This window comes from Vibrio sp. T9 (genome assembly GCF_003123985.1).
In the GTDB taxonomy this organism is placed as follows: domain Bacteria; phylum Pseudomonadota; class Gammaproteobacteria; order Enterobacterales; family Vibrionaceae; genus Vibrio; species Vibrio diabolicus.
On sequence record NZ_NIGY01000003.1, the window covers coordinates 104,972 to 127,694 of the forward strand.

A 22,723-nucleotide genomic window follows, 5' to 3' on the forward strand; every position below is an offset into this window, starting at 1 on the left:
TCAAAAACTAAAGTTGGTATATACCATTTGGAGCGTGTGTTATGTCAACTAACCAACATTACCTAAATATCGAAAATGTAGTGAAGCAATTCGGACAGTTCACTGCATTAAAGAAAATCTCGCTAGCGATTGAAAAGGGCGAGTTCGTTTGTTTTCTTGGTCCTTCTGGCTGCGGTAAAACCACTCTATTACGTGCCATTGCAGGTTTAGACTTGCCAGCATCTGGTGCAATCTTTCAAAACGGTCAAGAGACCACATTCTTACCACCAGAGAAACGCGATTTCGGCATCGTATTCCAATCTTACGCGCTATTTCCGAACCTAACTGTGCAAGAGAACATTGCGGTGGGTTTGAAGAATCAAGGAATGTCGACCAAAGAAGCGCTAGAGAAAGTGGATTACTGGCTAGAAACCATTGGTCTTCCAACCTCTGGCGAGAAATTCCCTAACCAACTTTCTGGTGGTCAGCAGCAGCGTGTTGCTTTGGCTCGTGCATTGGCATTGTCTCCGGGGCTACTGTTATTGGATGAGCCATTATCGGCGCTGGATGCAAAAGTGCGTGTTCACTTACGTGACGAGATTTGTAAGCTGCAACGCAAGCTTGGCATCACCACCATCATGGTTACGCACGATCAGGACGAAGCATTGTCGATGGCGGATCGTATCGTGGTAATGAACCATGGCGTGATTGAGCAAGTTGGCACACCTCAAGAAATCTACCAACAACCAGCAACGCGCTTTGTCGCTGAGTTTGTCGGCAGCATGAACTTTATTGAAACCTCAGTCGCGACGGACTCCCAAGTACGCATTGCAGAAACCTTGATGCCAGCACCAAGCTTGACCAATCGCAAGATCCAACGTGGTGACCGCTTCGACCTTGCGGTGCGTCCTGAAAGCATCAAGTTCGTTGAAAACTACAACAACTCTTTACCTGTGCGAGTTACCGCAACCGAGTTTCTAGGGGCGTTTTTCCGCATTGATTGCGTATTGCAAAACGACAGCTCAACGAAAACCATCGTCGTAGATGTGCCTGTGGAAACGGTTCAAAAACTCAATATCAAGGCGGGCGATGTACGTTACATCCAGTTTGCTGAAGAAGGGCTGCATGGTTACGCCGTGCCCTCGGTTGATAAAGCGCTAGCAGCGTAGGTGTAAACATGGATGCGAAGACAATGACGATGAATAGCCTGACCACGCAAGACAAAGCAAAATCCCTACTCGGACGTGTTAGCCGCGACAACCTTGTGTTGTTCGGTTTGCTCGCTGGTTTGTCGACCATGATGGTGCTGTTCATCTTAATGCCGCTTTGGGCAATGTTGACCAAGAGTGTGCAAAATGCCAATGGCGAATTTGTCGGATTGGCAAATTTTGCGACGTACTTTTCCTCTTCAAGCTTGTGGGTGTCGGTGGGAAACACCTTCACTTTGGGCGTGATAGTGACCTCGGTAGTGGGTGTGCTTGCGTTTGGTTATGCCTACGCGCTGACTCGTTCATGTATGCCGTTTAAAGGTTTGTTTCAAATCCTAGGCACTGCGCCAATTCTTGCGCCTTCGTTGTTGCCGGCGATCAGTTTGATCTTCCTTTTCGGTAATCAAGGCATTGCCAAAGAGATGTTGTTAGGAAACTCGGTTTACGGTGTGATTGGTATCTCGATGGGTTTGATTTTCTGGACCTTCCCTCACGCATTGATGATTTTGACCACTTCGCTGCGTACTTCAGATGCCCGTTTGTATGAAGCTGCCCGCGCACTGAAAACCTCACCAATCAAAAGCTTCTTTATAGTGACGTTACCTGCGGCGAAATACGGTTTGATCAGTACGCTTATCGTCGTCTTTACACTAGTTATCACGGACTTTGGTGTGCCGAAAGTGATTGGTGGCAGCTATAACGTTCTGGCGACTGACATCTTCAAGCAAGTTGTGGGACAACAAAACTTTGCCATGGGAGCGGTAACCAGCATTATGTTGTTATTCCCTGCGGTAATGGCGTTCGGCGCAGACCGCTGGGTACAGAAAAAGCAAAAGAGCTTATTCGACACACGCTCGGTGCCTTATCAGCCAGAACCTAACAAAGCGCGCGACAGCATTTGTCTGGTTTACTGCAGCATCATTTCTATCGCAGTGTTGGCTGTGCTTGGCATGGCGGTGTATGGCTCGTTAGTTACGTTCTGGCCTTGGAACAAAGCGCTGACGCTAAACAACTACAACTTTGCTGAAATGAGCACTTACGGTTGGAGCCCATTCTTCAACTCGCTAACACTTGCAGGTTGGACGGCAGTTATTGGTACAGCCATCATCTTTGTCGGTGCTTACTGCATTGAGAAAGGGCGTGCATTTGGTCCAATTCGTCAGGTGATGCAAATGCTCAGCGTGGTGCCAATGGCGGTTCCGGGTATGGTGCTTGGCTTGGGTTACATCTTTTACTTCAATGATGCGAACAATCCGCTGAATGTGCTTTATGGCACCATGGCATTCTTGGTAATTAACACGGTAGTGCATTACTACACGGTGGGTCACATGACTGCCCTGACAGCGCTAAAGCAGTTGCCATCGGAAATTGAAGCCACGGCGGCATCGGTGAAGCTTCCTCAATACAAGTTGTTCTTTAAAGTGACATTACCTGTGTGTTTACCTGCGATTTTGGACATTGCGACTTACTTGTTTGTTAATGCATTGACCACCACTTCTGCGGTAGTATTCCTTTACTCAACCGATACGATTCCGGCTTCGGTCTCGATTCTGAATATGGACGATGCAGGTCAAACTGGCGCTGCAGCGGCAATGGCTGTGATGATTATGATGGCTGCGGCAATTGCGAAGATTGTTCAGATGACTTTGGGTAAATTGTTAGAGAATCGCACACAAGCTTGGCGCAAGAGATAAGGACACTTCGTGCAATACGTAAAAATTAAAGATTCGATTGTTGAACAGATTGAAGCGGGCATGCTATCGCCGCGTCAAAAACTGCCAGCAGAGCGTAAGTTGGCGGAGTCGTTCGATACTACACGCGTCACTTTGCGTGAAGCTTTATCACTGCTCGAAGCGGAAGGTCGAATCTATCGCGAAGACCGCCGAGGCTGGTTTATCTCACCTGAGCCATTGCGTTACGACCCAACCCAAACGTTGAACTTCCCAAACATGGCAAAAGCGCAAAATCGCGTGCCAAAAACAGAAGTGATAGCCGCAAAAGGCACCTTGGCTAATAAATTGGCCGCTCGTTTGTTGGACCTTCAGCCGTTTTCAGACGTATTTCGTGTCGACCGCGTTCGTTACCTAGAAGAGCGTCCGGTGGTTTATGTCACGAACTACATTCGACCAGACATATTTCCCAACTTATTGTCTTATGATTTATCAAACTCGTTAACCGACATTTATCGTGAACACTACGGTGTGACGTATCAAAAAATTCGTTACCGCATTTCGACTAGTACTTTGTTGGGTGAGGTGGCACAGGCATTGCGCGCGACTTCTGGTACGCCTGCAATGGTGGTTGAACGTATCAACTACAACCAACATGGTGAGTTGATTGACTGTGACATCGAATACTGGCGTCATGATGCCATCAGCATCGAGTCTGTCGCAGAGCTGAATTAATCTCTGTTTGCTGGTCATCTGTCTAGTTGGCGGCGAGCAGTTTATATCTCAAATTCAAAGGCTCCATATTGGGGCCTTTGTTGTACCCAAGCACCATGAGGGTATCTAAATATCATAAACAGGAAAACGGAATGGATCTCTTGGCAATAGCACTCGTTGTATTGTCTGCGGTTATGCATGCTGGCTGGAATATTCTTGGTAAAAGCAACGCTGGTTCAGGGCTCGCGTTTACGATGGCGGCAAGTTTATCTGCTTGCCTTCTGCTCACGCCTTATCTTATTTGGTATCTCTTTAACATTGGCTGGGCGACGTTGCCCAACGTGTTTTGGGGAATGCTGTTTATCAGTGGTTTATCTCAAATCGTCTATTTGGTTGGTTTGATCGTGGCCTACAAGCACTCCGATGTGGGAGTGATTTATCCGATTGCGAGAGCACTTCCTGTAATGATGGTGGGCGCACTCACCGTCGCCTTAGGTTATGAGTTGAATGCTCAGCAGTGGTTGGGTTTCCTGCTTATTACTTTAGGTTGTGTCCTAGTTCCAGTGACCAGTTTTCGTCAAATTACTCTTGGGGAGTACCTGAATGTTGGTGTGTTTTGGGCGTTGATTGCAGCATTTGGCACGACGGGTTATTCCGTTGTGGACAAGCAAGCATTGAATCTGCTAACTCAACAAACATCGACCATTCTTAACGACCACTATAGCGCGATCTTTTATCTAGGCGTGCAGTTTTGGGTTATGGGAGTACCGGTTTTATTGTGGTGTATTGTTTCGGGGAGTCAGCAAGAACTACAAACCGCTTGGATGATACGCAAAAGTGCGAGCATGGCTGGCATCATGATGGCATCCACCTACGGCATGGTGTTGTTTGCGATGACCATGACTGATAACGTCAGCCTTGTTGTGGCTTTGCGACAAATCAGCATTGTATTTGGTTTATTAATGGGCGTGTGGTTGTTGGCTGAAAAATGGTATTTCACGCGAGGCGTCGGGGTGCTGTTGATCCTGAGCGGAATCATTATGTCATTGAGCTCTGCTTGAGGTATAAGGCACCGATGTCGATTCGGTGCCTTGGCACAGCTAAATTTTTAAAATCGCAATTGTGCACCAAACATCACACCGCCAGAATCAAAATCGCTATTCTTGGCGTAGTTGTACTCTAAGTTCAAACCAAAGTGTTTATAGGCCCAAGCGACACCAGCAGCGGCTTCTCCGCCAAGACTAGACTCGTCATATTCTTTATTCTGACCATTGTTTTTAAGCGTGTAACTTAACGTGTAGTAAGTGATACCGCCTTTCCCGTAAAGCTCAAAGCCAGCTCCCAGAGGGTAACTTGCGTAACCGCTAAGTCGAGGCCCGCCATAACTGACATCGGTGATTTCTGTTAAGGGACTGATAAGTACGGAGCCAATGCCGTTAAATGCGCCCTTATAGCCGGCTTCAATACCAAAGTTGTGATCGAACATGTAACGGTAATATACATCACCAAGGAACATGTCACCTTCATCATGGCTATTGTTCACATCGTAACTAACATTACCGTAGCCTAAATTTGCTCCAACAACATGTTGGGTTGGTTGTGCATGAGCCGTTAAGGAAAGTGCGGACAGTAAGCATGCAACGGCGTACTTGTAAGACATAAAAACTCCGAATCATAAAATGAAAAAACAAAACGTCATGTGGTGCGTTGGGTTAACGTAGCCTTGTTATGAACACCGTTTTGGTATTGTCTAACCATTCGTAACGACGTCGATACATAGAACGCTTAGAACGCGACATGCCTTCGATATCACGACGCGGGGCATTCACATCGAGTGAGTAGAAATGACGGTTGTATTCGGTGCCGCCCAACTCTTGCCAGAGTGCATCGTAATCCGTTTTGATTCGTCCTTTACTGTAGCGTCGTGCAGCATAAGTATGGGATTGTGTTTTTACCGCTAGAATCGTATTCACTTCCCAAATTTGCGCGAGTAAAGTGAGCAAACTCACCATCAAGCTTTTTGGTCTTTGCCCGTAAAGCTTACGAGTTAACTTTTTAATTTTCGCGTTGTTCTCTTCACTGCTGCGTGGCCCTTGCAAGCCGCCAATCATAATGCTGCGTCCAGATTCTATGTGGCCGAGAGTAAATGAGAGCGTATAGAAGTTGCCATCCTCCGCGCTGTGTAGCACTAGGCTCATGTCGCCTTCTTTTTGGTAACGCGCTTCGTACACCAATCGCACAGAGTACAATGTCTCGTCGATTTCAAATGATGTTAATGTTAAGCCTGTCGAATCGGTATAGATCTCTTCAATGGTCTGTTTAGAAAACAGCTCTGAAATGGTTTTGTAGTGATCAACCACTAGGTTTGAACGATCGAACGCTGAGTTATTTTTGATGATGTAGGGACGAAACGGTTTTTCTAAAAATCGGTGCGTACGTGCACAAAGCATCTTTAGCAATGACGATTCAATATTATCTGACAGGTGCTTAAACGCTCGTTTGTAGTAAAGTGCGCGCAAGATGAACTTAGCTCTATAGGTCCAAATTGGCTTATAGACATCAGCATAATCATCTGAGTAAATTGATTTGCTATGGTAAAAAATGGATTTGTTCGCGGTCATTTTCACTCCAGATTAACGTGTGCTCAACAGCCACAATTAAGAACCGACGGACGAGCAGCGAAGAACCCGAAAAAGGGGGAAATGCAAAGCACTACTAAAAGGGGAGGTTTTGCTGTGCCCGACGTTTATATAAGGTTTTGAACACTGTTCTTTTGTTGGGATTCTAAGAGAAAATTGACCTTAGGTATTGTATGGGTTGGTAAGGAAATGTCAGTTTGGAAGCCACTTTGAACGTTGTGACTACGAGGTAGAAAAATGCTCGTGTTGGCAGAGTATGATGCCGTGTTGCTAAGTTAAAGTGAAATGAGTTGAACAAGAATTGAACGTTATTTGAAATTATTTTGACGTGTTTCTGGTCTTTATACGTACCTTATAAATATCGAGCCAATTTAGGCCCGATATAAAGGTAAGTAAGGAGAGGTTTATGAAACGCTTAATGACTTTAGCAAGTATGATTGCTCTGACTGCTGCACCTTCTGTTGTTTTTGCTGGTGGCTATCAGTGGACGAACGATACCGAAACGATCCATGGTGATGTTATGGATAGCAAACAAGCGGCTTATGAAATGGGTCGTGACATGATTCAGAACTATCAAAGCAAATCACCAGGTCAGCTTCGTGACGAGTTTACAAGCCTTACAGAGTATGTTGATCGCCAGTCGTTTTCTATCACTGACTCAAAAGTCATGGTGAATGAGTTCTTGCAAAGTGACGGGCAAGTTGTATACCAGCCTATTCTCAATGTTCAATACGAGTACCGCATGCGTGAAACCGGTAAATACTAACCAGTAAGACGGTCTCGATTTTCCGATAATTTATATCCTTGCTGTTTGTTTTGGGGAGCGCTGCTCCCCATTTTTGTATTCATTGATAGCAGAAACTTCCACTCTCTTAGCGCAACATTTGCTATCGCTCAGCGTTAGATATTCTTGCTCGTTGATTGTGCTCATCGTTTGTAAAGTGTTTACAGAAACGATGCAACGCACTAACAAGGATATCCGATGACACATAGTTCATACTGGTTCAAACAGGCCATTGAAGCTGAACAGCCAGAAACGCCGCAACCATTACATCAAAATATTGATACCGATGTTGCTATTGTCGGTGGTGGCTACACCGGACTTTGGACAGCGATTATGATTAAGCAGCAATCTCCTGAAAAACAGGTGGTTGTTATCGAAAAGGGCTTGTGTGGCAGTGGGGCATCTGGCGCGAATGGCGGCTGTATGCTGACATGGTCTACCAAGTTCCCGACGTTGAAACGGTTATTCGGTGAAGAACATGCTGTTTGGTTGGTAAAAGAGTCGGAACAAGCGGTGTTGGAGATTGACGACTTTTGTCAGCAATACAATATCGATGCGCAATTATCGTTAAAAGGGGTTTATTACACCGCAACCAATCAGGCTCAGAAAGGTGGCATGCAGCCAGTTGTCGACGAGTTACAACGGCTAGATGTGAACAGTTGGCGTCGTTGCTCGGTGGAGGAACTGTGTGCTAATGCGGGTTCACCTCGCCATATTGAAGGCTACCACTCTCCGGTTGCTGCTAACGTACAACCCGCCTTACTTGCGCGAGGGTTACGCCGTGTTGCTATTGATCTGGGTGTAGAAGTTTATGAGAACACGCCAATGACGCGTCTAGATTATGGAAAACCTGCGACTGTTTGTACTCCTGAAGGCAAAATTCAAGCACAGCAGGTGGTGCTGGCATTGAACGCATGGATGGTTGAGCAATTTAAGCAGTTCAAAAACAGTATTGTTGTGGTGTCTTCGGATATGGTTATTACCAAACCGCTTGGTGATACTTTGTCTCAATCTGGTTGGCAAGCGGGTTCGAGTGTCTTGGACTCACGCATCTTCGTACATTATTACCGAGATACGCCAGATGGCCGTTTGATGCTAGGTAAAGGCGGTAATCAGTTCTCTTTCAACAACCAAGTTGATGCGATGTTTAACAAGCCGACGCGTTATCAAACGCTACTAAAAAAATCATTCGACAACCTTTTTCCTCGCTTAAAAGGGACTGAATTTGAGTACTCTTGGACTGGCGGTTCGGATCGTTCCGCAACTGGGTTTCCTTTTTTTGGCCAATTGGATGAGCAAAGTAATGTCTTTTACGGGTTTGGTTATTCAGGTAACGGCGTTGCCCAAACTCGAATGGGTGGAAAGATTTTATCGTCGTTGGTGTTAGGGCTAGATAACGAATGGACGCGAAGTGGTTTAGCGCAAGGACCGCTTGGGTATTTTCCACCAGAACCAATACGTTGGCTGGGAGCAATGATGGTACGAAATGCTGTTCGCCGAAAAGAGGAAGCGGAAGACAATGAGAAACATCCGTTTGTTTGGGATAAATGGCTAGCGAAACTCGCAGGACCAGCAGGCAAAGCGGATAAGCTCGACTAAACTGAAGACTTTAGCCACAAACGAGACAGTTTGCAGTGAAAGTCATTGGGGGGCGATGTAGCCTTGTGTTAGCCTCTGTCTTTCAAGCTCAGATTTAAAAGGTGAGTAATATAATGAAAGTATTCAGCAACTTCGATAGCGGCAGCATTCACGTAGTGAAAGCGGACGACAAAAATGACATCCAACTTAAAATCCCTAATGACAATATGTCGGAATTCTACCAGTGGTTCCATTTCCGTCTAGAAACCGAAGCCGAGCAGTCGCACACGATCAAACTGCTTGATTTGGCTAAGTCGGCTTATCCAGAAGGGTGGCAAGGTTACGATGTCGTGGCGTCTTACGACCGTGAAGAATGGTTCCGTATACCAGCAGAGTTCGATGGTGACACGCTGACTTTCACTGTTATCCCTGAGCGTAGCTCAATTTACTTCGCGTACTTTGCGCCTTACACATACGATCGTCATTTAGACTTGTTACACATGGCACAAAGCGCGCACCACTGCCAACTAGAAACATTAGGCCACACATTAGACGGCAATGACATGAGCTTGCTAACGTTTGGTGAGCCAGAAGAAGGCAAAAAGAAAATCTGGATGATTGCACGCCAACATCCGGGTGAAACCATGGCTGAATGGTTCATGGAAGGCATGATCCAACGTTTACTGGATGAAAATGACACGGTTACGCGTGCATTACTGGAAAAAGCAGTGCTTTACGTGGTACCAAACATGAACCCAGACGGTGGTATTCGCGGTCACTTACGTACGAACGCGGTAGGCGTGAACTTGAACCGTGAGTGGCAAACTCCGTCTATGGAGAAAAGTCCAGAAGTCTACCTTGTGCGTCAGCGCATGCTGGAAACGGGTGTTGACATGTTTTTAGATATTCATGGAGATGAAGCGATTCCGTATAACTTCGTCGCTGGCTCAGAAGGTATTCCTTCTTACGATGAAAATCTTGCCGCTTTAGAGGCATCATTTAAGCAAGCGCTACTGACTATTACACCTGAGTTCCAAGATGAGATTGGTTATGATAAAGATGAGCCGGGTAAAGCGAATTTGACGGTAGGCTCAAACTGGGTCGCGGAGCAGTTCAAATGCCTGTCGTACACGATCGAGATGCCATTTAAAGATAACAACAATCACCCAGATCCGCTTTATGGTTGGTCACCAGAACGCAGTGTATTATTTGGGCAAGATGTCTTAGCTGCAACGCTTACCGTGGCGGATAAAATCTAGTTCGATAAGTTCACGTCTGTTCATTATTTCGAAAACAGCTCATTTTAAATGAGCTGTTTTTTTATGCCTTCGATATCCATTCTCTCCTGTAAAAATTTGTTGCCATTCACAGGCTTAAATGTCGATTCTTAAATTTGAGAAAATGGGTTTTTATGGTGATTTGCGTCACAGAAAACTGGCTATTTTGTGATATTCTCCGCAACGAATTGACTATGGCTAAACCAACGCAACGAGACTTTATTTCTCGGTTGGGTATGCGGATGAAGCTCATGAATAGATGGTCTTGAGGTTATCTTTCTCCGTTTTACGTCATTGGCGTTTGAATATCATTTTTGATTCTTTCCTACGCTATTTAGCTATTTCTGTTCGAAGAAAAGAGAAAGTTACGGCTTCATATTTTACGGCAGTATGCTGCCTCGATGTGTTGCTTTGTGTACAAGAAAAAGGAAAAGAATAATGAAAAAAATCGCTATAGCAGTGGCTACTGTACTTGCTGGTGGTGTGATCTCAAACGTTGCACTTGCTGACACTTACATGGGCGGTAAAGTAGGTTACAACTCTCTAAATGATGCGTGTTACCTAAACGAACCTTGTGACGACGACAGTTTTGCAGCATCTATGCACCTGGGCTACAGCTTCAACGAGTACGTTGCAGCAGAGTACGGTGTTGATTACCTTGGTGACTTCACTGCAAACTTCAAAAAGCCGGGCCTAAACACCGTTGACGGTGATCTTTGGGCGTTGACTCTTGCTCCTAAATTCAACCTACCGCTAACGGATTCTTGGAATCTATTCGCGAAAGTTGGTGCTGCATACATGATGGCGGGTGACGAAAAAGATTTCGTACCAACAGGCTCTCTGGGTGCTGAATACCAAATCAACTACAACTGGAGCCTACGTGCTGAATACCAACGTTACCAAGATATGTCTGATGACGTGATTGAAGATATGGATTCAGATTTCTTCGGTATTGGTTTTAACTACAAGTTCGGCTCTGAGCCAGTAGTTCAAGAAGAAGTGGTTGAGGAAGTAGTAGAAACACGCCCTGCAACACGTATTGTTGAGCATGTTTACCCTGCTCAAACAACAGCGACAGTACAATTCGACCTAGAAAGTGCAGAAGTGAAAGATGCATCGACCCTTTCTGGTACCGTTGATCTGATGAACACTTACCCACAAGCTCAAGTTGAGATCACGGGTTACAGTGATACGACGGGTTCTGCTGCGTACAACCAGCAACTTACAGAAAAACGCGCGAAAGCCGTTGCTGACGAGTTCCAAGCAAAAGGTATTGCGGCTGAGCGTATGACAGTGAAAGGCATGGGTGAAGCTAACCCAGTAGCAAGCAACGAAACACGTCAAGGTCGTCAAATGAACCGTCGTGTTGAAGTAGTTGTCCCTGCGTTTGAATACCAAACCACTGAGAAAGCAGAATAATTCCTGCTTAAGAGACAGTTCCAAAAGCCAGCGTGTATCACGCTGGCTTTTTTGATCCCGCTTAACAAACTCAGCACTTTCATCAATTTGTCATCACCAGTTCATACCATGGCTACTGAGTATTTGGGAGAGTGTTATGCAAAGTTTACCGCCGCTTAATTTGCTCCGAGCGTTTGAAGCCACGGCGCGATTACAGAGCTTCACTAAAGCCGCAGAGGAGCTAAATGTGACCCGTGCGGCCGTCAGTCAGCAGGTGAAATCGCTAGAACTGCAGTTAAATGCAACATTATTCGAGCGCAAGGGTACGCACCTTACGCTGACCAGCTCAGCAAAAGAATACTGGCCGGTGGTTAACCATGTGCTTCAAACCTTATCAACCTCTACCCATCATTTATTTACTCGCCCACAGAACAAGCAAATTACCTTACATGTCGCCCACAGTTTTTGCTCGCAATGGCTAATGCCAAGGCTGGCCGATTTTCAGCGTCAATTTCCAGATGTTTCCTTTAAGATCTCGACAACCGCGAATACGGTTCCAAACGCCAGTGCGATTGCAGATATAGAAATTATTAACGGAGATGGCGATTGGCAAGAGCAACAAGCTATTCAGCTTACCCTAGAAAACTGGATCGTTGTAGCAAGCCCCGGCTTTATTCAGTTAAATCCGATTGATGACCTCACGAAGTTGTCTCAAACACCTAAAATTTGCACCGGGGGTTATCATGAATCTTGGCAGGTATGGTTTGCGTACCAAGGTTATCAAGGCAAGGTGAGCAAAGTGATAGCCGAATTTGAACATTCATTGCTTGCTATTCAAGCTGCAACCAATCAACTTGGTGTCTTGCTGGTGAGAGACTTTCTTGTTGAGGATGAGCTGCAACAGGGGATATTAGTGCAAATCGGAGATTGGGGTATGCCCAGCTCCGGCGCACACTATATGATGGTTAGAGCATCAGAAAAGTCACACGTAAACACCTTTGCCCAATGGTTAATACAAAGCCTTTGATGTTTTACGGTCTATTTTTACAGCGGTACTTATTCTTGCGATTTACCTAACAAAATGCGCGGTTTCTTATAGGGTCAGTCAACCTTCTCTAAAAGCTTTGAGTGTATGATGATCTAACTTTACGTTATCTGATGCGCGCTTAATCCACACAGGATACTGTTATGGAAACAATGCAAGGCGGTAGAGAAAATGCCATCTATCGAAAAGGGAATTTGATATCTCGTCCTGCCAGTTATTGGACGATGACTATCCATCAGCTACTTACCTATCTTCATTCACGAGGCTTTACGGCATGCCCTAAAGCGGTTGGTATTGAAAAAGGAAAAGAGTGGGTTAGCTATGTCGAAGGAGAGACTTACAACTATCCATTGATTGGCAACATTGCTTCTGTTTCCGCGCTCCAATCTGCGGCAAAAATGTTACGCGATATGCACGATGCATCTGAGGGTTTCCTTAAGCAATATCAAAATGAAACGCTGCACTGGATGCTGCCACCACGAACACCACAAGAGGTTATTTGTCATGGTGATTTCATGCCATATAACGTGGCACTCCGTGGAGAGTTTGTCGTTGGTGTGTTTGATTTTGATACGGCGCATCCGGCGCCAAGAGTTTGGGACGTCGCTTTTTCGGTCTATGGTTGGGCACCATTTAAAACCGATGAGCACGATAAAATGGGCTGTTTGGAACAACAAATTCAGCGCGCAAAACTTTTCTGTGACGCTTATGGCTGTTCGAGATTGGAACGGGAAGAGCTGGTGGAGGTGATGACACATCGACTCTCCGCGTTAGTTGATTATATGAGAGGGGTCGCAGCTCAAGGTGATGATAGGTTTCAAGCGAACCTAGAAGATTGCCATCATACCGCTTACCTCAACGATATCGAGTACCTAAGAAAACATAGACAAGTCATCACCCTAGGACTTTTAGGTTAGGGCTGGGTGATATCTTTAATGACATTGAATAACCACTGGTTTATCGGGGCTTGCTGTTGTGAGCGACGACAGCTCATCACGTAGCGAACATCAAGTTCTAACCCGCCAGGAAGCGCGATACTTCGGCAGCCCTTAGGCACATGTCCACTCATGGTTATACCAAAATGATCCGTTTGTAGGAGCACTTTTTGAATCATCGCAGGGTGTTCAATTTCTACCTTAGGTGTGGTTCTGAACCCCATATGGTTGAGTCTTTCCAACAACGGGTATCGGTAGTCGTTCCATCCCGGCGTTTTGAAAAGTAAAAAGGGGTAGTTTTCTAGCTCTTGGAAATGTTGAGCGGGATGCTCATCTCGAACAAAAAATACGGCTTTTCCTCGACCTAGTTCGTTTTGAATAATTGACTGCGGAAGATCCTCATCAAAATAATGAATCGCAATAGCGTTTTCACCCTCAGTTAATCGCTTTTTCGCGTCGCTCCCCCAACGTAAACAAGAGAACTTTGCTTTTGGGGCGTGTTTTAGTAATTCTAAGTAAAACTTGTCACCAAAGTAATCCCAAAACAATGTGTTCGCATAAATAGTGATCGAGCCGTCAAAATGAGCGGGTGAAAAACTCTGTGGTTTGATGGAATCAATACTGGTGAGTATTTGTTCAAAATGTGGCATGTTCGCTTCGACAAAAGCGGTCGGTTCAAAGCCATTTTTAGTCTGAATGAACAAAGGATCATCGAGCTGCGCTTTCATTTTTGTCAGGTTTTTGCTGATTGATCCTGAGGTCTTTCCGAGTGAATCTGCCACCAATCGGACGCTACGTAACTCATACATCCGTTTTAGTACCAATACGTTTTGAATGTCCAGATTAATGCTCATACATCGTCTCATTTATCTTCTGCCGAGAAATCATATCTCTGAATTTCTGAATAAAAGACAACGTTCGGTCAATTTAAGCATGCTGTCGTATCTTATGGTTTATTGAAGGCGACGGTGGACAGCAAATATGCTTGGTCATATCAATTTAGTGGTTTGGATTTCCATTTGGTAAATGATGACTTTCCTCGTATGAACATGTTTCTGTTGTTACAGTTTTTTCATCCAAAGAAAGTAAGAACAAAAACAGAGGTGACGTATGAAAAAATTAATCGCACTTGGTTTGATGGTTTGCTCAACAAACATAGCATTAGCTGGCGATGGGTCATACACGGGCACGATTGATATGACGATGGCTACGAAAAATCAGGTCGACGTCGAGCGCGCAGATTCTCAACTGACGCTGAAAGGTCGAAATGAAACGGCCTATGGCGGGGTAATCATCCAAACGGATGCTGCTACACAAAAAATTGAACTTCGTGGTCGACGTGATTAATCGAAGATGTTGTTGTTAAGAAAATGCCGCGAATATCGCGGCATTTTTTATATTTTGAGATAGGTAAATCATCAAACTCAGCTTTGAACTTCAACCCCAGCTTCGATCTCGACTGGTTGCGCTTGAGTATCGCTTTCTTTCGCCGCATCAAGCATCTTGCGAATAATGAGTGACGCTGCCATTGCGATAGCGACCATCACGACAGCAAGGACAGTGAGTAATTGGAAATAATCACCATATACGTTTTGTACAATGTCTTGTGTGATGGTCTGTCCTTTCTCTAACGCGATAGAGGTTGAAAATGCAGCACCAATAATACCGCTCAATGCGATTGCCACAGAAAATAGGCTAACAGAGAAGTTTTCGATGTGCTTCGGCGCGACGGAAAGAATAAACGCTACGACCATCGAACCCACGATGACTTCTGCAATCGCCTGGAAGAAGTGAATAGCGAGAAAGATTTCTGGCATGATCACGACATCTTCACCCACGGTAGTCACGGCAAACGTCAAGATACCAAACGCTATCGCGGTCAGTACAAATGCCAAGGCGATTTTTGTCGCGGTAGAGAGGTAGATATCGCGCTTTTCCAGCAACCCAAAAAAGCCAGCTACGATAGGACCACCAACCATACACCAAAGCGGGTTCATTGCCATTGCTGCTTCTGGTTCGAGCGGAATAAAACCAAATAGAGAGCCTTTTAATGTGTTGATAGCCACCATGTTCATCGAGGTCATCATTTGTCCGTAGTAAACAAAGAAACAGGTTGTCAGCAAGGTCACAATTAAGATGGTCCCCATCTTCAAAGACTCAGCTTTGCTTGCTTTAAGCATCAGAGATATGAAGTATGCGATCGCCGCCCCTCCGATGGCGTATACGATATTTTGGCCAATATCCATGTTTGAAAACATGAAAAATACCAACGCGATCATTGCCAATGAAATCAATGCAAAGAGTACCCAGTTTTTTAAACTTACGGTTTTTTGATCAAGCTCAGAGGCTACGCCAACAAGATCTTTGCGGAATACCAATAGCATGATCAATGCCGCTGCTGCCATAACAGCAGAGATGGTAAAACCGCCATTAAAGCCGATCACAAGGACAATCATTGGGAACAAATATTGACCTAAAAAGGCGCCAACATTATTCACTGAATAATTGATTGGGTATCCTTTTTCAAAATCTTCTTGTGATTTGAACGTTCGTTTATAGAGGCTAGGGTAAGAGGGTGACATCAAGCCGCGGCCATAACTGGCGAGCGCAATACCACACATTGAAAGTGGAACGTTAGAAGCAGAAGCCCCCAGCACGAGTAATACGTAACCGGATGCAAAAGCGAAATATGCGATAGAAAGTGAGCGATAAGCGCCTAAAAACTTATCTGCAATAAAGCCGCCCGCAATCGCGAAAAGTGGCCCGATCGCCGAAAAAGCACCAACGATCATCATCGTATCGGCTTCGTTGTAATTTAGATCCTCTAGAAAAAACCGAGTTAGACTTACTAATACACCGTAAAATGATAAGCCAAACATCATTTGGCAGAACATCATGGATTTATTGAGTTTATTCCACATAATTTTGTACTCACATTAGCGGAGAAAGGTAGGTATTGTTATTTCTATTAAATAGTAATGAAACGAAAGATTGAGTATTGAAATAATTGTCGCATAACGTGGAAATGCTGCACTATATTTTCTAATGCTTAGATGGCTAAATGCTAATGTGTTGTTCTAGATCAATTTGAATAAAGCAGTTCTTAATTCTGCTTTTGTTTATTTTTTTTGTATTTATTACTGATTGAGACCGAAGGGGTTTTATAGGATTACTGGTAAATAAAAAGAGGTCTTACGAGAAAGGAAATTGCTGACGAAGTGCATCGCCAGCAATGATATAGCGGGCTTATTTGACTATTCGCATGGCGGTGCCATATGAATGACGGCCAAGCCACCTAAGGAAGTTTCACGGTATTTTTTGTTCATATCTTTACCAGTTTGATACATGGTTTCGATAACTTTATCTAATGAAATAAGGCATTTGCTCGTGCGCTTTAATGCCATACGTGAGGCATTAATGGCTTTCATTGCGCCCATGGCATTTCTTTCAATGCAAGGCACTTGAACCAAGCCGCCGATCGGGTCACAAGTCATTCCTAATGAATGCTCCATCGCAATTTCCGCAGCAATACAAATCTGCTCGTTACTGCCGCCTCTGAGTGCCGTTAAACCAGCGGCTGCCATGGATGAAGAAACCCCGACCTCTCCCTGACAACCCACTTCGGCGCCGGAAATTGACGCGTTAGTTTTATATAAGATGCCGATAGCGCCAGCGACTGCGAGAAAATCTTTCAGCTGTTTAATATCAAGCTCTTTGATGAAGCGATGGTAGTACATCAATACCGCCGGAATCACCCCTGCGGCGCCATTAGTTGGAGAAGTAACGACTTGTCCTCCAGCTGCATTTTCTTCGCTAACCGCAAAGGCAAAGAGGTTAATCCAATCCATGATCTCCATTGGATCATTCTCAACTGCAGCGTTGGCTTCGAGCTTCTTCAAAAGGTTTGGTGCACGACGAGTGACATTGAGACCACCTTCTAAAATCCCTTCCGTATCGAAACCACGTTGCATGCAGAGCGACATCACTTTCCAAATTTGTTCTGCTCTTTGGCTAATTTCTTCATCTGAGCGGAATGCCAGTTCGTTTTGTAGAATCATACCTCCCAAACTAAAACCGTTAGTCTCGGCTTTTTCCAGCATCTCATCCGCTGATGTGAAAGGAAATGGTACCGCGACTTCATCTTGTTGCGTGCCGTTTTCTAGTTCGTCAGCGGTGGCGATGAACCCACCTCCGATGGAATAATAAATTTCAAACGCCACTTGGTCTCCCGCAGCGTCTAGTGCAGTAATCGTCATTCCGTTTTCATGCAGGGGAAGGTTGTCACTATGAAAGACGATGTCATGGTCGTAGCTAAACTCAATCTGGTGCGTACCAGCGAGCAGCAGCGTGTTGTTGTCTATCGTATTTTGTAGCGCACTTTTAGCGCTACTCATTTTAATGGTATCGGGTTTATTTCCCATCAAACCAAGGACAGTGGCTCGGTCTGTGTGGTGCCCTCTCCCAGTGAGCGATAATGAGCCATAAAGGTCCACTTGCACCCGATGCACTTTCGCCATAGAGTCGCTAACTAGTTGAGTGAAATGGAATCCGGCAAGCATAGGACCATTAGTGTGGGAGCTAGAAGGCCCGACACCAATCTTAAATATATCGAAAATCGACAGCATAATTGACTTCCTTTAGCAGTGAACCTTTATAAAGGTCTCTAGAACAGTGTTGTTAACTAGATGTTAAAGCCTGTAGGCCGGGAGTGAAAGAAGATTTTTGTAACACTGCCAACTAAGCGCGAGATTTTGAAATGAAGTTAGACAATGTGGTCATCGTTTTAGGTAAACGCCTCGTCAATAGCAGATTGACCGTTGAGGGGGTAACAAGAGTCGAAGCCTTATCTAATGCGATTGCGTCATTGCCCACAGAGCGAACGGCGATTATTTTTTGTGGTGGATTAACGCAAGGCCAATGCATTTCTGAAGCAGATGCAATGTACAGTTATTTTAAATCTCTAAATGCGGCCGCTGTGCATCCGTTCCCTGAACATCAAATACTTTTAGAAAATCGATCTTTGAATACGTTCCAGAACATGCGTTACGCTTCTCGCGTTTTGTGTGATAGTGGTTTGTTCCAGTTATGGTCAGCGCGTTCGGTTGAGGTCACCTTGTTGTCGAATGACTACCACCTTGAGCGAATCATAGAAATCCAAACCTTGATGGATGAGCAGGGATTATTACGAGTACTAAAATCTGAGTGCGTATCCATGGGCGTTACTCTCAACTTACCATTGGATATCAACAAACATATCAGCGTACCATACCCACATAAAGGGCCTATGGCAGCGGCATTTTTATTACTGGATGAACTCACGACTTACCGAGTTTATTTAGAAGGGGTCAAGCAGGGAGCATTTTTACGAGACTTATCGGTTGTCCGAAAGAAGCCGCTTATGATCGCGAGACATGCCATTCAGCAATTGCTCGCTTTACCACTCGATAAAGATAGTTTGCAACAGATTGAAGACATGAAAAAGGCCATCGAAATGACGGCCTTGGATGAATCTGTAGGAGCTGCGGAACAAGCGTTAAGGATCGTTCATCCGATATTAACTGCATTGAACCGCCGCTTGGATCCTGAGTCTATTCATTAAGTTCGCGTTTTGTGCGGACTGCGCTCAATGCGATCAAACAGTAGCAAAGGAGTTCCATGCCTTCTTCTGAAATATTTTTAACATCACGGATGTAGTTCTCGTCCATCACTTGTTGCCAAAAACTGCCCATGCCATACAAGCGAGAGAAGACCAACAATAGCATCACGGCACCAATTAACAGTTTCATGTGGGGCACCGTTAAGATGGTCGCCATTTCGTTCATGGTACCTTTACCACCTTGGTAAGCTTTGGCGCAAGCCAGTGCGGTTACAGCGAGCGCAGGGAAAACCCAAGAACCATGACGAATCATGTCTGTCCAATAGTCTGTTTCACGAATAATGAGCACCGCGAAAAAGCCGGCAATCAAAATGGCCGCATGCTTTAGCTGAGGCTGTTGTTTAGATAGGCTGAAAAATGACCATGACGCAATCGCGAGCATCACAAGCTGGAGTGTTTCTGTTATGGAAAGCTCACCAAGGCTTGAACCCAACACGACATAATCAAGGCGAAGACTGAGGTTAACGAGAATACTGATAGCGACAATCATCAATGCACTTAAACTCGATTTATAAATGATGCGCTTTGACTCTTCAGTAACAACGTTGCTTGGGGCTGACTCGGCTTCTTTTACTATTTGTGTTTTCATCTTGCTCACCTGTTCCAGAAAATGTGGAAGAAATGTGAATTAGTGTGATCTGTGTTTGGGATTTTATTGTCCAAGTGGAAAGTTATGTCAGAGGAATGTCAAGAATAGAACACTGTTCGATATAGTATCGATGTGCGGTAAAGTCAGAGGTATGTAAAAATGAAGTGAGAAAGTTTTGATAAATCAAATAAAAAAGGAGCCTAAAGGCTCCTAAGTGATAGAGGGAATCTGACGTGTCGACAAAAAAATTTAGTAGTCGCCACTCTCACTTTCTTTATGATTGTCGCGATAGTATTCCCATTGCTCGACACGGTTATCGTCAGACAGCACGCAGTAAGTCACACGTTCGCCATTTTCCGAAACGGTATCCAACTCACCACCTTGCTGAACACAGTAAACGGCTGCAGGATTTGCGACGGAGGTATACTCAGTCGAGCGAGTGGCACCTTCGTAAGTTGAACAACCAGCCAGTACCAACGTTGCAGCCATAGCCATCATTAAATTTGTCTTTTTCATTCTTTATCTCCGCATGGGGTGGGCGAGTATTGTATTGATTATAGGCAACTTTCAGAGATTATTGTCTTATCGATGTTAAAAGTAAGAGGGACGTATAAGAATTTAGATATTCTCATCTTTTACTGGTTATCACGTCACACTTCTATTTGTTGCGGATTGTTACGAAGGTTAGAACCGTTGCGTTCAAACCAATGTCTTGAACGCATTTGGACCGACAACGATGATTTAAAGCGTGAAGTTCGGTAATATGCGCGCAAAACATGACAGTGGTATTTTCGATGAGACACTTAAAATCGACCGTTCATCCGGACATTGAGCACTTGGACGACAAAATTATTTTCCAGCGCAATGCGGCACGCGCCATCGTACTAGATGGTGAAGATGTGTTGTTGCTCTATACAGAGCGTTACCATGACTACACTTTGCCAGGCGGTGGTATTGATGATGGTGAAGATGTGATTGCTGGACTAGTTCGTGAACTAGAAGAAGAAACCGGCGCGCAGAATATCCATGGTATTAAGCCTTTCGGGATCTTTGAGGAATTTCGTCCTTGGTACAAAGACGACGCTGACGTAATGCACATGGTGTCGTATTGCTATACATGTAAAATCGATCGTGAGCTAGGCGAAACGGCTTATGAAGACTATGAAGTTAAAAATGGAATGCGTCCAGTATGGATGAGCATCCACGAAGCGATAGCGCACAATGAAAAGACCATGGCAGAAAGCCCAAAAAAAGGCATGAGCATCGAGCGCGAAACGTTTTTGCTTCAGTTGATTTCTAAAGAATTACTATAAATAACTTAGCTCGCCTCATAGTGACTTACCCATTCATTGTTCTGTTGATAGGTCAGCTTTTAAATCGATAAAAAAAGTCCGGACTCCCCCCCGGAACCCGGACTTATTCCAGACGCGCAAGCGAAGCGTCATCTTGATATTTTAAATTTGTTTCGAACTATGAAAACAATAGCTGTTTTACATTTAGTGTGTAAATAATTATTAGGTCCAACCATTGGTTTTCATGTTTTTTGCAAACGCAATGTGACGCATATCTACCCAATTGGCAAGCGCAATTTGGGTACCTTTTAATAAACCACTACTCTTTCTTATCTTTGAGATACCTTACCTCAACTTTTTTGCACACGTTTGCATAGAGATCACGAGTTTTCAAATTGGCCGAACACGATCTTGTAATTTTACGTTTTTCTGACATTGGATTTTGTCGTGATTTTTATCACAAATTGACCAACGGAGGTAGTGGACTAAAGTCGATCAGCGGTTGCGAAACCATCGGAGCATCTGAAGAAAATAAGAGTAAAGGTTGAAATGATGAGGATTGTAACTGACCGATATCTATCAACTTTTCCAGCGCGAAGAATCGACTAACGTATTGGCGAGTCTCTTTAGGTAGTGTGAGCTTCTGGAAGTCGTTACTGCCTGCTCGCTGAATAGCGCGTGCGACACGCCCTTCACCTGCATTGTAGGCCGCTAATGTCAGCGCCATGTTTTGATCGAATTTGTTGTATAAAAACGTCAGATACTTGAGTGCTGCAGCTGTGCTTGCTTCTGTATCAAAACGATCGTCTTGTTTTGTATCTACAGTCAATCCGAATCGTTGAGCTGTTGCTGGTATCAGTTGCCAAAGTCCGGCGGCGTTGGCATGAGAAACGGCTTTGGGGTTGTAAGAGGATTCCAACATTGGCACTAAGGCTAGACTCTTTGGTAAAGAGTGGCTTTGCAGTTGTTTGAAAATGTGATGAATTACCAGGCTGGATGAATCGAGACGTTTGGCAATTTGTGGCTTGTATGGGGCTAAAACTTGATATTGCGTTTGAATATCAGCTGGGCTTGGTTTCGCCTGACAGGTGATTGAAAGGCAGGATAGTAAGGCGATAAAAATAAAAAGGCCTACAGTACTCAGCCGAGATGGCGACTGAATCTGTAGGCAAGACGAACATCGTTTAGAACGATTTATCTTCATAAGTGTGTTGCACAGGTTGTTTGAGTTGACTGACCAACTCATGGAACGCCGCAGAGCTGTGGCCATTGCTCTGATTGTATTGTTGGCACTGACTTACCAACGTTTCCAATAGCGCCCATTGTTTTCTAGCTTGCATACCTATTTGGGCAGGCAAAGCATTGAAAATTCGTTTTACGCTGGCGTCATTACACGCTAACCCCAGCTCTCGCATACACTGGCTTCTATCACTGGCTGAGCGGCTAAGTTTATTGAGTATTGGCATTTGTTTCTGAACATTGTTGCTCAGTGCCTCACCATCAAACTTTAAGTACAACGTTTTTTGCTGTTGAAGCAAAGGGATAAGTTGTTGATAGAGCTTGATATCCTCAGGTATTGAGCGAATAAATTGTTGAATTCGCTGCGATACTGCGCTTGCCATGATCTCTTCCTAGTGTGTTATTACTCGTGACCTGTATGGAATTGCATGATCGCCTTTGATAGTGCTTTGGTATCTAAGCTAAGTTCGCCACGCGCTAATGCGTTACGTACTTGTTCTACTTTTTCCATATCAACATCAGGTAGTGATGCCATTTCAGCTTGAGCGCGATCTATCGCTACGGTATTCGCTTGAAATGCAGGCTCGTGTACTTTGCTCTGTTCGACGACGTCGACAGGCTGTTTGCTTGCTTGCTGTAATTTTGTTTGTGGGACATGACCGCCCGCGACTTTGTCGATTTTCATGCTGTGGTCCTCATCATCATGTTCTAAATTAAGTA

23 protein-coding genes are annotated in these 22,723 nt (G+C 44.7%); 13 read left to right on the top strand and 10 right to left on the bottom strand.

All coding sequences use genetic code 11. The features are described from left to right. The first annotated feature begins 41 nt into the window (after nucleotides 1-41). The 4 genes from CBX98_RS07245 (at nucleotide 42) to CBX98_RS07260 (ending at nucleotide 4,632) form a co-directional block, all read left to right on the top strand. A complete protein-coding gene (locus CBX98_RS07245; RefSeq protein WP_109168861.1) occupies nucleotides 42-1,148 on the top strand; it encodes a putative 2-aminoethylphosphonate ABC transporter ATP-binding protein in 1,107 nt (368 codons plus the stop codon). An 8-nt stretch (nucleotides 1,149-1,156) separates the two neighbouring features. Next, nucleotides 1,157-2,881 (top strand): putative 2-aminoethylphosphonate ABC transporter permease subunit, encoded by a 1,725-nt coding sequence (locus CBX98_RS07250; protein ID WP_109168862.1) that lies wholly within the window; start codon nucleotides 1,157-1,159, stop codon nucleotides 2,879-2,881. Between the two features lie 9 nt (nucleotides 2,882-2,890). After that, a complete protein-coding gene (gene phnR / locus CBX98_RS07255; protein WP_053808131.1) occupies nucleotides 2,891-3,592 on the top strand; it encodes a phosphonate utilization transcriptional regulator PhnR in 702 nt (233 codons plus the stop codon). Between the two features lie 131 nt (nucleotides 3,593-3,723). Beyond that, a complete protein-coding gene (locus tag CBX98_RS07260; RefSeq protein WP_109168863.1) occupies nucleotides 3,724-4,632 on the top strand; it encodes an EamA family transporter in 909 nt (302 codons plus the stop codon). A gap of 47 nt (nucleotides 4,633-4,679) precedes the next feature. Here CBX98_RS07260 and CBX98_RS07265 read toward each other — a convergent pair whose 3' ends face one another. Both CBX98_RS07265 and CBX98_RS07270 read right to left on the bottom strand, forming a co-directional pair. Next, a complete protein-coding gene (locus CBX98_RS07265; RefSeq protein ID WP_047008000.1) occupies nucleotides 4,680-5,231 on the bottom strand; it encodes a porin family protein in 552 nt (183 codons plus the stop codon). Between the two features lie 52 nt (nucleotides 5,232-5,283). Continuing rightward, nucleotides 5,284-6,192, bottom strand: coding sequence for a VirK/YbjX family protein (locus tag CBX98_RS07270; protein ID WP_172605936.1), 909 nt, complete (start codon nucleotides 6,190-6,192; stop codon nucleotides 5,284-5,286). A 424-nt stretch (nucleotides 6,193-6,616) separates the two neighbouring features. Between CBX98_RS07270 and CBX98_RS07275 the strand changes: the two genes are divergently transcribed. From CBX98_RS07275 to CBX98_RS07300, 6 genes are all read left to right on the top strand, one after another. Then, on the top strand, nucleotides 6,617-6,976 hold the full coding sequence (locus tag CBX98_RS07275; protein ID WP_005395335.1) for a DUF3316 domain-containing protein: 360 nt from the start codon (nucleotides 6,617-6,619) through the stop codon (nucleotides 6,974-6,976). Nucleotides 6,977-7,192: 216 nt separating this feature from the next. Continuing rightward, complete coding sequence (locus CBX98_RS07280; RefSeq protein WP_109168865.1) at nucleotides 7,193-8,593, top strand: FAD-dependent oxidoreductase; 1,401 nt, start codon at nucleotides 7,193-7,195, stop codon at nucleotides 8,591-8,593. Nucleotides 8,594-8,706: 113 nt separating this feature from the next. Continuing rightward, complete coding sequence (locus tag CBX98_RS07285; protein WP_109168866.1) at nucleotides 8,707-9,831, top strand: M14-type cytosolic carboxypeptidase; 1,125 nt, start codon at nucleotides 8,707-8,709, stop codon at nucleotides 9,829-9,831. A gap of 456 nt (nucleotides 9,832-10,287) precedes the next feature. Beyond that, nucleotides 10,288-11,268, top strand: a complete 981-nt coding sequence (locus tag CBX98_RS07290) for an OmpA family protein (protein WP_109168867.1) — start codon at nucleotides 10,288-10,290, stop codon at nucleotides 11,266-11,268. A gap of 136 nt (nucleotides 11,269-11,404) precedes the next feature. Beyond that, nucleotides 11,405-12,274: a LysR substrate-binding domain-containing protein gene (locus CBX98_RS07295; RefSeq protein ID WP_109168868.1), complete on the top strand. Its 870-nt coding sequence runs from the start codon at nucleotides 11,405-11,407 to the stop codon at nucleotides 12,272-12,274. A gap of 161 nt (nucleotides 12,275-12,435) precedes the next feature. Next, complete coding sequence (locus CBX98_RS07300; RefSeq protein ID WP_109168869.1) at nucleotides 12,436-13,209, top strand: aminoglycoside phosphotransferase family protein; 774 nt, start codon at nucleotides 12,436-12,438, stop codon at nucleotides 13,207-13,209. Here CBX98_RS07300 and CBX98_RS07305 read toward each other — a convergent pair. Beyond that, nucleotides 13,206-14,081: a LysR family transcriptional regulator gene (locus CBX98_RS07305; RefSeq protein WP_047008005.1), complete on the bottom strand. Its 876-nt coding sequence runs from the start codon at nucleotides 14,079-14,081 to the stop codon at nucleotides 13,206-13,208. The genes CBX98_RS07300 and CBX98_RS07305 overlap by 4 nt on opposite strands. Nucleotides 14,082-14,337: 256 nt before the next feature. Here CBX98_RS07305 and CBX98_RS07310 point away from each other — a divergent pair, with 256 nt between their 5' ends. Further along, nucleotides 14,338-14,574, top strand: a complete 237-nt coding sequence (locus tag CBX98_RS07310; RefSeq protein WP_005395322.1) for a hypothetical protein — start codon at nucleotides 14,338-14,340, stop codon at nucleotides 14,572-14,574. A 77-nt stretch (nucleotides 14,575-14,651) separates the two neighbouring features. Here the strand turns inward: CBX98_RS07310 and CBX98_RS07315 are convergent, their stop codons facing one another. Both CBX98_RS07315 and CBX98_RS07320 read right to left on the bottom strand, forming a co-directional pair. Then, complete coding sequence (locus tag CBX98_RS07315; protein ID WP_005395321.1) at nucleotides 14,652-16,148, bottom strand: MFS transporter; 1,497 nt, start codon at nucleotides 16,146-16,148, stop codon at nucleotides 14,652-14,654. A 333-nt stretch (nucleotides 16,149-16,481) separates the two neighbouring features. Next, entirely contained in the window at nucleotides 16,482-17,852 is a 1,371-nt protein-coding gene (locus CBX98_RS07320; protein ID WP_005395319.1) for an L-serine ammonia-lyase, read from the bottom strand. Between the two features lie 131 nt (nucleotides 17,853-17,983). On the opposite strand from CBX98_RS07320, the gene CBX98_RS07325 reads away from it, so the two are divergent. After that, nucleotides 17,984-18,826, top strand: a complete 843-nt coding sequence (locus tag CBX98_RS07325; protein ID WP_109168870.1) for a YdcF family protein — start codon at nucleotides 17,984-17,986, stop codon at nucleotides 18,824-18,826. Here the strand turns inward: CBX98_RS07325 and CBX98_RS07330 are convergent. Together CBX98_RS07330 and CBX98_RS07335 are read right to left on the bottom strand one after the other, a co-directional pair. Further along, the gene (locus CBX98_RS07330) at nucleotides 18,816-19,472 is read right to left on the bottom strand and encodes a hypothetical protein (RefSeq protein ID WP_048624711.1); all 657 of its coding nucleotides are present in this window, start codon (nucleotides 19,470-19,472) and stop codon (nucleotides 18,816-18,818) included. The two genes, CBX98_RS07325 and CBX98_RS07330, sit on opposite strands and share 11 nt — an antisense overlap. A 249-nt stretch (nucleotides 19,473-19,721) precedes the next feature. After that, nucleotides 19,722-19,988 carry a DUF333 domain-containing protein gene (locus CBX98_RS07335; RefSeq protein WP_005395313.1) on the bottom strand — a complete coding sequence of 89 codons (267 nt, stop codon included), beginning with the start codon at nucleotides 19,986-19,988 and terminating at the stop codon, nucleotides 19,722-19,724. Nucleotides 19,989-20,266: 278 nt separating this feature from the next. On the opposite strand from CBX98_RS07335, the gene CBX98_RS07340 reads away from it, so the two are divergent. After that, the gene (locus CBX98_RS07340; RefSeq protein WP_109169003.1) at nucleotides 20,267-20,785 is read left to right on the top strand and encodes an NUDIX hydrolase; all 519 of its coding nucleotides are present in this window, start codon (nucleotides 20,267-20,269) and stop codon (nucleotides 20,783-20,785) included. A 436-nt stretch (nucleotides 20,786-21,221) separates the two neighbouring features. Here the strand turns inward: CBX98_RS07340 and CBX98_RS07345 are convergent, their stop codons facing one another. The 3 genes from CBX98_RS07345 to flgM are packed head-to-tail and all read right to left on the bottom strand — an operon-like array spanning nucleotide 21,222 to nucleotide 22,688. Then, nucleotides 21,222-21,968, bottom strand: a complete 747-nt coding sequence (locus CBX98_RS07345; protein WP_109168871.1) for a lytic transglycosylase domain-containing protein — start codon at nucleotides 21,966-21,968, stop codon at nucleotides 21,222-21,224. Further along, complete coding sequence (gene flgN / locus CBX98_RS07350; protein ID WP_006741304.1) at nucleotides 21,949-22,386, bottom strand: flagellar export chaperone FlgN; 438 nt, start codon at nucleotides 22,384-22,386, stop codon at nucleotides 21,949-21,951. Before flgN ends, CBX98_RS07345 begins: the two co-directional genes overlap by 20 nt. Before the next feature lie 20 nt (nucleotides 22,387-22,406). Continuing rightward, complete coding sequence (gene flgM / locus CBX98_RS07355) at nucleotides 22,407-22,688, bottom strand: flagellar biosynthesis anti-sigma factor FlgM (RefSeq protein ID WP_006741305.1); 282 nt, start codon at nucleotides 22,686-22,688, stop codon at nucleotides 22,407-22,409. Between the last annotated feature and the right edge of the window lie 35 nt (nucleotides 22,689-22,723).

Coding starts and splice junctions, on each gene's coding strand:
- CBX98_RS07245 (WP_109168861.1), top strand. CDS start 42: ATGTCAACTAACCAACATTACCTAAATATCGAAAATGTAGTGAAGCAA.
- CBX98_RS07250 (WP_109168862.1), top strand. CDS start 1,157: ATGGATGCGAAGACAATGACGATGAATAGCCTGACCACGCAAGACAAA.
- CBX98_RS07260 (WP_109168863.1), top strand. CDS start 3,724: ATGGATCTCTTGGCAATAGCACTCGTTGTATTGTCTGCGGTTATGCAT.
- CBX98_RS07265 (WP_047008000.1), bottom strand. CDS start 5,231: ATGTCTTACAAGTACGCCGTTGCATGCTTACTGTCCGCACTTTCCTTA.
- CBX98_RS07270 (WP_172605936.1), bottom strand. CDS start 6,192: ATGACCGCGAACAAATCCATTTTTTACCATAGCAAATCAATTTACTCA.
- CBX98_RS07275 (WP_005395335.1), top strand. CDS start 6,617: ATGAAACGCTTAATGACTTTAGCAAGTATGATTGCTCTGACTGCTGCA.
- CBX98_RS07280 (WP_109168865.1), top strand. CDS start 7,193: ATGACACATAGTTCATACTGGTTCAAACAGGCCATTGAAGCTGAACAG.
- CBX98_RS07285 (WP_109168866.1), top strand. CDS start 8,707: ATGAAAGTATTCAGCAACTTCGATAGCGGCAGCATTCACGTAGTGAAA.
- CBX98_RS07290 (WP_109168867.1), top strand. CDS start 10,288: ATGAAAAAAATCGCTATAGCAGTGGCTACTGTACTTGCTGGTGGTGTG.
- CBX98_RS07295 (WP_109168868.1), top strand. CDS start 11,405: ATGCAAAGTTTACCGCCGCTTAATTTGCTCCGAGCGTTTGAAGCCACG.
- CBX98_RS07300 (WP_109168869.1), top strand. CDS start 12,436: ATGGAAACAATGCAAGGCGGTAGAGAAAATGCCATCTATCGAAAAGGG.
- CBX98_RS07305 (WP_047008005.1), bottom strand. CDS start 14,081: ATGAGCATTAATCTGGACATTCAAAACGTATTGGTACTAAAACGGATG.
- CBX98_RS07310 (WP_005395322.1), top strand. CDS start 14,338: ATGAAAAAATTAATCGCACTTGGTTTGATGGTTTGCTCAACAAACATA.
- CBX98_RS07315 (WP_005395321.1), bottom strand. CDS start 16,148: ATGTGGAATAAACTCAATAAATCCATGATGTTCTGCCAAATGATGTTT.
- CBX98_RS07320 (WP_005395319.1), bottom strand. CDS start 17,852: ATGCTGTCGATTTTCGATATATTTAAGATTGGTGTCGGGCCTTCTAGC.
- CBX98_RS07325 (WP_109168870.1), top strand. CDS start 17,984: ATGAAGTTAGACAATGTGGTCATCGTTTTAGGTAAACGCCTCGTCAAT.
- CBX98_RS07330 (WP_048624711.1), bottom strand. CDS start 19,472: ATGAAAACACAAATAGTAAAAGAAGCCGAGTCAGCCCCAAGCAACGTT.
- CBX98_RS07335 (WP_005395313.1), bottom strand. CDS start 19,988: ATGAAAAAGACAAATTTAATGATGGCTATGGCTGCAACGTTGGTACTG.
- CBX98_RS07340 (WP_109169003.1), top strand. CDS start 20,267: ATGAGACACTTAAAATCGACCGTTCATCCGGACATTGAGCACTTGGAC.
- CBX98_RS07345 (WP_109168871.1), bottom strand. CDS start 21,968: ATGAAGATAAATCGTTCTAAACGATGTTCGTCTTGCCTACAGATTCAG.
- flgN (WP_006741304.1), bottom strand. CDS start 22,386: ATGGCAAGCGCAGTATCGCAGCGAATTCAACAATTTATTCGCTCAATA.
- flgM (WP_006741305.1), bottom strand. CDS start 22,688: ATGAAAATCGACAAAGTCGCGGGCGGTCATGTCCCACAAACAAAATTA.